The sequence below is a fragment of the Blastomonas sp. genome (assembly GCF_030373265.1).
GTDB lineage: Bacteria > Pseudomonadota > Alphaproteobacteria > Sphingomonadales > Sphingomonadaceae > Blastomonas.
In genome coordinates this window covers 26,048-36,129 of the sequence record NZ_JAUCZC010000031.1, presented here as the reverse complement: position 1 = coordinate 36,129, position 10,082 = coordinate 26,048, and the positions used below count along the sequence as shown (strand labels likewise).

Here is a 10,082-nt window from a genome sequence, read left to right as displayed (position 1 = left end):
CCGCGCAGCTCAAGTTCCAGGATCCGTTCGATCCGGTCGACAACCAGGCGATGGTCGGACAGATGGCGCAGTTCAGCCAGGTCGCTGGCATCTCCGAGATGAACGTGTCGCTCAAGCAGATCGCGGGAGGGTTCGGAACCTCGCGCCTGGCAGAAGCGGCCAATTTCATCGGCCGGTCGGTGCTGCAGGATGGCGATACCGCTTATGCCGATGCCGAGGGCCGCTATGGTGGCGAATTCAACGTCAGCGAGCCTGCCGCGAACGTCGCGGTCGAATGGCTGAACGCAGCCGGTGAAGTCGTCCACACCCAGCAGCTGGGCAGCGTCAACGCCGGAAAGGTTCCCTTCGAGCTGATCAGCCAGGACGATGCCGGCAAGCCTGTCGATGTCGGACCGCTCAAGGTCCGCGTCACCGGCGCCACCCCGTCCACGCTGGCCACCTGGCTGCCGGTCACGGCGGTCGAATCAAGCAGCACCGGCGCAGAAGCGATGCTGGTGACGCCAGGCGGCAACGTGTCCGCTGCCAGCGTCCGGCGCATCGCCTGATCCCGAGCCACGACTTTTTTCTACCGACCCCATTTTCCTGAGGAGTAACCCCAATGTCCTTCGTCACCTCGCTCAGCGGCTTGAAAGCGGCCCAGACCGACCTTTCCGTCGTCTCTAACAACATCGCCAACGGCAACTCGATCGGCTTCAAGAAGAGCAAGGCCGCCTTTGGCGACCTGTTCGCGTCCGCGCCGACCCAGAGCACCAAGTCGGTGGCCGGTCAGGGCGTTCGCCTCAACGGCATCGTCCAGCAGTTCACCCAAGGCTCGATCAACTCGACCGACCGCACGCTCGACCTCGCTGTCGCGGGCGACGGCTTCTTCGTGGTCAAGGGCCAGCCCCCGCGCGAGGCGCAGAGCTACACCCGCAACGGATCGTTCTCGGTCAATGTGAACCGTGAAGTCGTCGACAACACCGGCAACAAGGCGCAGCTGCTGCCCGTCAACGCAGCAGGCCAGGTCACCTCGACCGACGCGGCCAACATGGTCGACTTCGTGCTTCCCCAGACCGATCCGACCGATGCCACCGCAGTGCTCTCCAACATCACCATTGCCGATGACGGCGTCGTCACCGCGACCTTCTCGAACGGCAACCAGTCTCGGCTCGGCGCGCTTGCGATGGCCAGCTTTGCCGCTGTCGAGGGCCTGCGCCCGATCGGCGATTCGCATTGGCAGGCAACCGGCGAGTCCGGCATCGCGTCGATCAACCAGGCCGGCAACGGCCCGCTGGGCACCGTCCGCTCGGGCGCGCTCGAGGCGGCCAACATCGACCTCACCGAGGAGCTGGTCGGACTGATCGCGGCGCAGCGCAACTTCCAGGCGAACGCCAAGGCGATCGAGACCGCCAACAACATGACGCAGGCCATCGTCAACCTGCGGACCTGATGACGGCCTGACGCTTTGATTTTGACCCCAACACACGGTGCCCTGACATGGACAAGATGATCCACACCAACCTGAAGGCCATGCAGGGCATCATGACCCGGCAGACGGCGATCGCCAACAACATGGCGAACGCCGACACCACCGGCTTTCGTGCCGAGATCGTCAACGCCCGCGCGCTCTATATCCAGGGTGCCGGCCTAGACAGCCGCGCCTCCACCAGCGAGGCGGTGACCGGTGCCGACATGAACGGCGGCACCGTGGAAAACACCGGCGGGGTGCTGGACATCGCGCTGAACGGCGATGCGCTGCTGGGGGTCCAGGCCCCCGATGGTGCCGAAGCCTATACACGGCGCGGCGATCTGGTGGTCAACGAAACCGGGCTGCTCACCACCGGCGACGGGCATCCCGTGCTCGGCCAGAACGGCCCGATCACCCTGCCCTCTGCGGACAAGATCACGATCGCATCGAACGGCGCGATTTCGATCGTCCCGGTCGGCGGTGATCCGGCCCAGCCGATCGAGGCCGGCCGGCTCAAGCTGGTCAGCCCGCAGGGCAGCGAGATCAAGAAGGGCCGCGACAACCTGTTTCGCGTGCCCGGCGATGGCGTTCTGCCCGAAGACCCCGATGCCAGCGTCACGACCGGCGCGCTGGAAGGATCGAACGTCAACATGACCCAGTCGCTGGTCGACATGATCGAGGCCAGCCGCGCCTGGGAAACCCAGGTCAAGATGCTGACCACCGCCCAGGAACTGGACGACAGCGGCGCCAGCATCATGCGGATGCCCAATTGAACCGGAACGGAGTGTAATTGAGATGAGCAACGGAGCCCTTCAGGTCGCCCGCACCGGGCTGGACGCCCAGAACACCAAGATGCGCGTCATCGCCAACAACCTGGCGAACGTGAACACCACCGGTTTCAAGCGCGACCGCGCCAATTTCGAGACTTTGGCCTATCAGCAGCAGATTGCGCCGGGCGCTCGCGCCGACGCGCAGAACCGCTATGCCACCGGGCTTTCGGTCGGAACCGGCGTCAAGGTCGCGGGCACCAGCCGCATCGATACGCAAGGCTCGGCCCAGATCACCAACAATGCGCTCGACATCATGATCGAGGGCAACGGCTATTTTCAGGTCCAGCTGCCCGACGGCACCTTCGCCTACACTCGCGCGGGCAATTTCAACCAGACGGCCGAAGGCCAGCTGGTGACCCCCGAAGGCCTGCCCGTCGTCCCAAACATCCAGGTTCCGCCGGGCGTGACCGGAATCACCATCGGTGCCGACGGCATGGTGTCGGCAACCCTGGCCGGACAGCCCGAACCCAGCGAACTCGGCCAGATCGAGATCGCCAGCTTCGTCAACCCGACCGGGCTGCAGTCGCTGGGCAACAACCTGCTGGCACAAACCGCCGCCAGCGGTCCGCCGGTCACCGGCGCTGCCGGGCTCGAGGGCCGCGGCACGCTGCGGCAGGGCGCACTGGAAGGGTCGAACGTCAACATCGTCGAGGAGCTGGTCGACATGATCGAGACCCAGCGCGCCTATGAGGTCAACTCCAAGATGATCTCGGCCACCGACGAGATGCTCCAGTTCGCCAACCAGCAGATGGGTTGATCGTTAAATGAACCGCATTGAATCCATCGCCGCCAAAAATCCTCCCCTGCAAGGGGAGGGGGACCGCGCTGCGCAGCAGCGTGGTGGAGGGGTGTCACGCCCTCGCACCGGCGACACCCCTCCGTCAGTGCTACGCCCTGCCACCTCCCCTTTCAGGGGAGGACTGGTAGCCGCCATCGCACTGTCGCTGGTCATCTCCGCTTCCCCCGCCTATGCCAGGAAAAAGCGGCCGCCGGTCCAGCCCGATCCGGACTATGCACCGACCTTGTCGCTGCCGGCGCCCGCCCCCGCGGTGCCCAATGGCGCGATCTTCCAGGCGAGCAACGGCTATTCGGCACTGACCAACGGCGCGCGCGCCGGCATGGTGGGCGACATCCTGACCATCGCATTGGTCGAGCGCACCCAGGCAGCCAAGTCGAACGGCGCGAACACCGACCGCAACGGCAGCATCGGCATCACCCCGCCGGCCACCGGTCCGTTGAGCTTCTTCAACCCCAGCGACATCGGCATGGGCGGCAACACCAGCTTCCAGGGCATCGGCACCGCGCAGCAGTCGAACTCGCTGCAGGGCCAGGTCACCGTGACGATCGCCGAGGTCTATCCCAACGGCACCATGCTGGTGCGCGGCGAGAAACTGATCAGCCTCAACCGCGGTTCCGAGCATATCCGCTTCAGCGGCATCGTCCGCGCGGTGGATATCAGCCCGGAAAACGTGATCCCCTCCTCGCGCGTCGCCAATGCCCAGATCATCTACGGCGGCAGCGGCGAGATCGCGCGCGCCAGCCAGAAGGGCTGGCTGCAGCGCTTCTTTGAAATCGTCAGTCCGTTTTGAAGGCCCCTGATATGACCCGTCCCCTTACTCATATGGCGCGCGCGCTGTTCACGCTGGCGCTGGTTCTGCTGGCGGCGATCCAGCCGGCGCATGCCGAACGGATCAAGGATCTGGGTTCGTTCCAGGGCCTGCGCGCCAACCAGCTGACCGGCTATGGCATCGTCGTGGGGCTTCCCGGCACCGGCGATGACAACCTGCAATATGCCACGCTGGCGATGCGCGGCGTCACCAACCGGTTCGGCCTGTCGCTGCCCCCCGGCATCAACCCCGCCACCCGCAATGCGGCTGCGGTCATGGTCACCGCCGAGCTGCCGCCGATGGCCAAGCCTGGCCAGCGGCTCGACGTGACGGTGTCGGCCATCGGCCAGGCCAAGTCGCTGCGCGGCGGCACGCTGATCATGATGCCGCTCTTGGGCGCGGACGGCCAGATCTATGCCATGGCGCAGGGCAACCTGGCAGTCGGTGGCCTCGGCGTCACTGGCGCGGATGGTTCCAACACCGTCGTCAACATCCCCTCGGTCGGTCGCATCGCGGCCGGCGCCACGATCGAACGCGCGGTGGATACGGGTTTCGAGCAGACCCCCTATCTGCTGTTCAACCTGGCCGATGCCGACCTCACCACCGCGATGCGCGTCGCCGACGCGATCAACGGCCAGTTCGGCTATGCCCTCGCGGTCGCCAACGATGCCGTCTCGGTGCGCATCGCAGCCCCCGTCACCGCGCAGGAGCGGGTGATGATGATGAGCCGGATCGAGAACATTCCCGTCACCCCGGCAGAGGCCGCAGCGAAAGTAATTGTTAATGCCCGCACCGGAACGGTCGTTATCAATGGGGCAGTGCGGATCGGTTCTGCTGCGGTCAGCCATGGCAAGCTGACCGTGAAGGTTCAGGAAGCGCCCACGATCGTTCAGCCTGCGCCATTCAGCGATGGCCAGACGGCGGTGGAACAGCGCAGCCAGATAGAGATCGAAGAACAGACCAATCCGGCGTTCGAGATCACAAAGGGTGCAAACTTGTCCGAGATCGTGGAAACCATCAATGCCATCGGTGCATCGCCCAGCGACCTCGCGGCGATCCTGGAAGCGTTGAAGCAGGCCGGCGCGCTGAAAGCCGAACTGGTGATCCTGTGACCGTCATGCCCGCCTCCTCCGCGTTCCCGCTGGCCCGCACCAGCGCGGCACAGTCCTCTGCCATGCCGCTCGGCAAGCAGGCGGCCGCGGCGGCGGGTGCGACCCAGTCTGCCGCTCAGCCGGGCGGCAAGAGCGAGGAGCAGAAGGCTGAGCTGCGCAAGGCCGCCGAATCGTTCGAAGCGATCTTCCTGCGCCAGATGATCGGCACGATGCGCAGCGCAACCAAGGGCGACACCCTGCTCGGGTCGGACGCGGGCGACCAGTTCCGCGACATGATGGATGCGCGTCTGGCCGACGACATGGCCGACAAGCAGAGCTTCGGCATCGCCGAAATGGTGCTCAAGCAGTTCGGGGTCGATGACAGATGAGCGACCTTCTCAACATTGGCCGTTCGGGCCTGCGAGCCTATGCGCGTTCGATGGAAACCGTGTCGCATAACATCGCGAACGCGGAAAACCCCGATTACGTCCGCCGCACCACTTTGCTGGGCGACGCCACGGTGTCGGGCAAGCTCAACCCTCTCTACAGCGCCCAGAGCGGGCTCAACGGGGTGCGCATCGACAGCATCTCGCGCTCTTCGGACGAGTTCCTCGAGGCGCAGGTGCGCCAGTCGGGCGCGTCGCGCATCCGCACCGAGAGCCAGGTCAGCTGGATGGAGCGGATCGAGACCAATCTCGACAATGCCGGGTCGAATGTCGGCACCAAGCTCAACGGCTTTTTCAGCCGCGGCGAGGAACTCGCTGCCGCGCCGTTCGACAATGCCCTGCGCCTCACCTTCCTCGCCGAAATCGATGCCGTCGTCGATTCCTTCCGGCGGACCTCGCGCGGCCTCGAGCTGACCGGCGAACAGATCAAACAGACCGCCGATCTGGAGGCGCTGACGCTCAATTCCGCGCTGGAAAACCTCAACGAACTCAACCTCAACATCACCCGCACGCCTGTCGGCACCGATGCCCATGCAGGCCTGCTGGACGCACGCGATTCGATGCTGGCGGTGATCAGCGAAAAGCTCGACGCCACCGTGTCGCTCGCCGGCAACGGCACCGCGACCGTCACCTATGACGGGCAGACGCTGGCCGGGGTCAATTTCGCAGCGACTGTCAGCCTCGCGGCCAATGCCGATGGCAGCCTGTCGGTGTTGATCGACGGCAACCCGGCCCGGTCTCCCAGCAACGGCTCGCTGGCCGGACTGAGCCGGGCGGGCGCGACTGCACAGACCCGGTTGACCGAGCTGGAGACGCTGGCGCGCCAGTATGTCGACGATGTCAACGCCTGGCAGGCCAATGGCCGGACCGACGCCGGCACCCCCGGCGCCCCGCTGCTCGCGATGCCCGGCGGCGTCGCGACGCTGGTGGTCACGACCACCGCGATCGCCGATCTGGCGCTGGCCAGTGCTGACTCGACCCCCAACGGCAATCTGCTGAAACTGTGGGCACTGCGCACCCCTGATGGCGTGGAAACGCGCTGGAACAATTTCATGGCGGGCCACGCCACCGCCCTCGCCTCGATCCGCAGCGAAGCCGCGGCCGCCACCGCGCTCGACAGCAGCGCGCGCAAGCAGCGCGATGCCGTTTCGGGGGTGGAGCTCGATCGCGAAGCAGCGGACCTGATCCGTCTGCAACAGGCCTATGAAGCATCGGCACGCGTCATCCAGATCGCGCGCGAGACGCTGCAATCCATTCTGTCGATTTTCTGAGGTCGGGATAGACTAATATGGTCCAGTCGGTGAACCGCTATCGTGCTCCCGAAGCAGTGGCACAGCAGATTCTGCTGAGCCAGCTGATTGCTAAGCAGCAGGCGCTGGTCGGCGGGGAAAGCCGCGTCGAGCGGCCTTCGGATGACCCCAAGGCCTGGCTCGAGGTCGCCACGATCTCGCGGTTCCAGACCGACGAAGCGGCGTGGACCAACAATCTGGGCCGCGCCGAAACCCGTGCGAGCCAGGCTGAAGCCAGCCTCAACACCATCGTCAGCGGCCTGATCCGTGCCCGCGAGCTGCTGCTCCAGGGCAATTCCGGCACCATTTCTCCCAACGATCCCGAATCGCTGGCGCTCGAGGTCGATGGCCTTGCGTCCGATTTCAGGGATGCGCTGAACCAGCGCGACAATTATGGCGGCCCGCTGTTCGGCAGCGGCCCGCCGATCCGCGTTCCGATCAGCGATGGCCGGACCACGGTTGCGTCCCCCAACATGGATACGGTCCAGGAGGGCATTCCGATCGGTGGCGGCGCCACCGCGACGCTCGATGGCATCATGACGGCAACCGCCGAATCGATCCGCAACGGCACCAGGGCTGACCGTGATGTGCAGCTCGATGCCCTAGACGGTGCACTCAACCGCATCACGCAGCTGCTGACCCAGCAGGGCGTGGTACGTTCGACACTGGAATCGACCCGCGACCAGCTCGAGCAGAGCAAATTGTCGCTGGCGGCGCGCAGGTCCGAGCTGTCCGATGCCAATGTCACAGAGGCATTGACCCGGCTGCAGTCGCTGATGACGAACCTGCAGGCCACCCAGGCGGTCTACGGCCAGATCTCGCAGCAGAACCTGTTCGATTATCTTCGTTAACAAAAATCCTTATTTGTTAACCCTGTTTTGCCCTTAACCACGACCGCCGAAAGCCGTTCTACGATCTGACCGGGCCGATTTACGGCCCCATCGCGCCACCCAGGTGCCGCGACTTCTGGATCGAGGGATACGCCATGTTCGCTGCTATCGGCTTTGTCGTTCTGATTGCCATGGTGTTCGGTGGTTTCATCATCGCCGGGGGCAGCATGGGGGTCATCCTGCATGCGCTGCCGCTGGAAATGATGATCATCGGCGGTGCAGCCGCAGGCTCTCTGCTCATCGGCAACTCCGGGCCGCACATCAAGGCCATCGGTGGTGGCGTCATGACGGCGTTCAAGGGCTCCAAATACAAGAAGCAGGACTTTCTCGACTGCATCTTCCTGGTGTCCAAGCTGATGAAGATGCTCCGCACCGAAGGTCCGGTGGCGCTCGAGCCGCATATCGAAGATCCCGCGAGCTCGCCGGTCTTCTCCGAATATCCCACGCTGCTGAAGGACTCGACGCTGGTCCACCTGATCTGCGATTCGTTGCGGCTGGTGGTCGTCTCTTCGGGCCAGCTCGATCCGCACGCGGTCGAGGACGTCGTCGATCAGGCAATCAAGACCCACCATCATGAAGCCATCGCGCCTGCCGATGGCCTGCAGAACCTGGCCGACGCCCTGCCCGCTCTGGGCATCGTCGCGGCGGTTCTGGGCATCGTCAAGACGATGGGCTCGATCGACAAGCCGCCCGCTATTCTGGGGGAAATGATCGGTTCGGCACTGGTCGGAACGTTCCTTGGGATTTTCCTGGCTTATGGTCTGGTCGGCCCGCTCGCCAACCGCTGCCGCCAGGTGATTGACGCCGATGGCGCGATGTATCACGTCGCCAAGCAGATCATCATCGCCTCGTTGCACGGCCATCCGCAGCCGCTGGTGATCGAGGCCGCGCGCTCGAGCCTGGGCCACGCCAACCAGCCGTCGTTCGCCGACGTGTTCGACGGCATGCGGGGTCGCTAAGCCATGGCCGCCAAGCGCAAGCCCGATCCGGTCGAGAATGTTCGCCCGATCATCGTCAAGAAGATCATCGAAGAAGCCCATGGCGGCCATCACGGTGGCGCCTGGAAGGTGGCCTATGCCGACTTCGTGACCGCGATGATGGCCTTCTTCCTGCTGATGTGGCTGCTTGGCGCCACCGAGGAAAAGGATCGCAAGGCGATCGCCGACTATTTCGCTCCGACGATGGTGCAGCTCAAGAACGGCAGCGCCGGCACCAATGGCCTGTTCGGCGGGGAATCGATCGTTGCGCGCGATGATTACGCCAAGCGGGCATCACAGACCGGCACGCGTGCGATCACCGTTCCGCAGGATGCCACCGGCACCAGCGACGACAAGGGCAAGGCTGCGCGCAGTGCCCAGCAGGCGCAGTTCCAGCAGCTCAAGAAAGAGATCGAACAGCGCCTTCAGGCCCGCAAGGACCTCCAGAAGCTGATGAAGAATGTGCGCTTCACCGACACCCGAGAAGGGCTGCGCATCGATCTGGTCGACGAAGCCGATTTCTCGATGTTCGCCCTGTCTACCGATGCTCTGGTGCCCAAGGCCGCCGAGTTGCTGCGCGAAGTCGCGCAGGTGATCAACGGCATGCCCAATCCGGTCATCATCCGCGGACATACCGATGCCCTGCCTTATGCCTCGGGCAAGACGATGAACAACTGGATGCTGTCGACCGCACGGGCCGAGGCGACCCGCAAGGCGCTGGTCGTGGGGGGCATCAACGCCGGTCAGGTCGCGCGGATCGAAGGTGTCGCCGACAAGGAGCCGTTCAACCCGCAGGACCGCAACGATCCCGCCAACCGCCGCATGTCGATCACGCTCGCCTTCGCGGGCAGTGCCGCCGGTGATATCGGCGCGCCGTTGCCGGGAAGCTCGGGCGGCTCCACCGCACCTGCGCTGCCGTCCCGCCCGGTTCCGGCACCGCTGCCCAAGAAGTAAAGGCTGCTAAAGCCCGGCTGCGCGGCGCAGGGCGTCGTTCATCCGGGTTTGCCAGCCAGGGCCGGCTGCCTTGAACCTTTCGATCACATCCCGGTCGAGGCGTAGGGCAACCTGCTGCTTGGCATCGGCCTTGGTCGAACCCTTGGGCCGCCCCGGTTGACGCACCAGCAATGCCACGTGTTCGGCGTCGAAAAGTTCACTTGCCGGACGCGCCCGCCGAAAATCTTCTTCGGTCCACTCCGGGTTCTCGTCAAAATCTGGTGGGAGATTGTTCTGACTCATATCGACGCATTTCCTTCTCATGGGCCCGACGAAAGCTGATCAGGCGAATTCCACCATCGGCTTGCGTAAAGACGATGCAGTGGCCCTGGCCGTCGATCCGCCCGAAGGCGCGATATCGGATCTCGCCATAGTCGAACCGGTCATCCACACCGATGACAGGGTCGATATCGAACCCTGCAAAATCCCGAAACGACAGCCCGTGCTGAGCCACGTTCAGCCGATCCTTCGTGGGGTCCCAGGTGATTTTCACCTGTTTAATGTAGATGCAG

The 10,082-nt window shown here is 64.6% G+C and carries 13 protein-coding genes; 11 read left to right on the top strand and 2 right to left on the bottom strand.

What is annotated here, in order from left to right:
* The 11 genes from QUV11_RS15160 to QUV11_RS15110 form a co-directional block, all read left to right on the top strand.
* Positions 1-545 (top strand): FlgD immunoglobulin-like domain containing protein (locus tag QUV11_RS15160; RefSeq protein WP_300883732.1); only part of this gene is annotated, 545 nt, incomplete at its 5' end.
* A gap of 53 nt (positions 546-598) precedes the next feature.
* A complete protein-coding gene (locus QUV11_RS15155; protein ID WP_300883731.1) occupies positions 599-1,429 on the top strand; it encodes a flagellar hook-basal body complex protein in 831 nt (276 codons plus the stop codon).
* Between the two features lie 47 nt (positions 1,430-1,476).
* On the top strand, positions 1,477-2,220 hold the full coding sequence (locus QUV11_RS15150) for a flagellar basal body rod protein FlgF (protein ID WP_289620025.1): 744 nt from the start codon (positions 1,477-1,479) through the stop codon (positions 2,218-2,220).
* A gap of 22 nt (positions 2,221-2,242) precedes the next feature.
* A complete protein-coding gene (gene flgG / locus QUV11_RS15145; RefSeq protein WP_300883730.1) occupies positions 2,243-3,034 on the top strand; it encodes a flagellar basal-body rod protein FlgG in 792 nt (263 codons plus the stop codon).
* Between the two features lie 163 nt (positions 3,035-3,197).
* Positions 3,198-3,866, top strand: coding sequence for a flagellar basal body L-ring protein FlgH (locus QUV11_RS15140; protein ID WP_300883735.1), 669 nt, complete (start codon positions 3,198-3,200; stop codon positions 3,864-3,866).
* Between the two features lie 11 nt (positions 3,867-3,877).
* Positions 3,878-4,996, top strand: a complete 1,119-nt coding sequence (locus tag QUV11_RS15135; protein ID WP_300883729.1) for a flagellar basal body P-ring protein FlgI — start codon at positions 3,878-3,880, stop codon at positions 4,994-4,996.
* Between the two features lie 5 nt (positions 4,997-5,001).
* A complete protein-coding gene (locus tag QUV11_RS15130; RefSeq protein WP_367279864.1) occupies positions 5,002-5,364 on the top strand; it encodes a rod-binding protein in 363 nt (120 codons plus the stop codon).
* A complete protein-coding gene (gene flgK / locus QUV11_RS15125) occupies positions 5,361-6,692 on the top strand; it encodes a flagellar hook-associated protein FlgK (RefSeq protein WP_300883728.1) in 1,332 nt (443 codons plus the stop codon). Before QUV11_RS15130 ends, flgK begins: the two co-directional genes overlap by 4 nt.
* 17 nt (positions 6,693-6,709) lie before the next feature.
* On the top strand, positions 6,710-7,561 hold the full coding sequence (locus tag QUV11_RS15120) for a flagellin (protein WP_300883727.1): 852 nt from the start codon (positions 6,710-6,712) through the stop codon (positions 7,559-7,561).
* 134 nt (positions 7,562-7,695) lie between these two features.
* A complete protein-coding gene (gene motA, locus QUV11_RS15115) occupies positions 7,696-8,559 on the top strand; it encodes a flagellar motor stator protein MotA (protein ID WP_300883726.1) in 864 nt (287 codons plus the stop codon).
* A gap of 3 nt (positions 8,560-8,562) precedes the next feature.
* Positions 8,563-9,531, top strand: coding sequence for a flagellar motor protein MotB (locus tag QUV11_RS15110; protein ID WP_300883725.1), 969 nt, complete (start codon positions 8,563-8,565; stop codon positions 9,529-9,531).
* A 6-nt stretch (positions 9,532-9,537) separates the two neighbouring features.
* On the opposite strand, the gene QUV11_RS15105 is transcribed toward QUV11_RS15110, so the two are convergent.
* On the bottom strand, positions 9,538-9,813 hold the full coding sequence (locus QUV11_RS15105) for a BrnA antitoxin family protein (protein WP_300883724.1): 276 nt from the start codon (positions 9,811-9,813) through the stop codon (positions 9,538-9,540).
* Positions 9,782-10,063: a BrnT family toxin gene (locus QUV11_RS15100; protein WP_300883723.1), complete on the bottom strand. Its 282-nt coding sequence runs from the start codon at positions 10,061-10,063 to the stop codon at positions 9,782-9,784. The genes QUV11_RS15105 and QUV11_RS15100 overlap by 32 nt, the downstream gene beginning before the upstream one ends.
* Positions 10,064-10,082: the final 19 nt, after the last annotated feature.

Bases quoted from the DNA above. Each gene is read 5' to 3' on its own strand.
- QUV11_RS15135 (WP_300883729.1), top strand. From the start codon at position 3,878: ATGACCCGTCCCCTTACTCATATGGCGCGCGCGCTGTTCACGCTGGCG.
- QUV11_RS15130 (WP_367279864.1), top strand. From the start codon at position 5,002: ATGCCCGCCTCCTCCGCGTTCCCGCTGGCCCGCACCAGCGCGGCACAG.
- flgK (WP_300883728.1), top strand. From the start codon at position 5,361: ATGAGCGACCTTCTCAACATTGGCCGTTCGGGCCTGCGAGCCTATGCG.
- motA (WP_300883726.1), top strand. From the start codon at position 7,696: ATGTTCGCTGCTATCGGCTTTGTCGTTCTGATTGCCATGGTGTTCGGT.
- QUV11_RS15110 (WP_300883725.1), top strand. From the start codon at position 8,563: ATGGCCGCCAAGCGCAAGCCCGATCCGGTCGAGAATGTTCGCCCGATC.
- QUV11_RS15155 (WP_300883731.1), top strand. From the start codon at position 599: ATGTCCTTCGTCACCTCGCTCAGCGGCTTGAAAGCGGCCCAGACCGAC.
- QUV11_RS15105 (WP_300883724.1), bottom strand. From the start codon at position 9,813: ATGAGTCAGAACAATCTCCCACCAGATTTTGACGAGAACCCGGAGTGG.
- flgG (WP_300883730.1), top strand. From the start codon at position 2,243: ATGAGCAACGGAGCCCTTCAGGTCGCCCGCACCGGGCTGGACGCCCAG.
- QUV11_RS15120 (WP_300883727.1), top strand. From the start codon at position 6,710: ATGGTCCAGTCGGTGAACCGCTATCGTGCTCCCGAAGCAGTGGCACAG.
- QUV11_RS15150 (WP_289620025.1), top strand. From the start codon at position 1,477: ATGGACAAGATGATCCACACCAACCTGAAGGCCATGCAGGGCATCATG.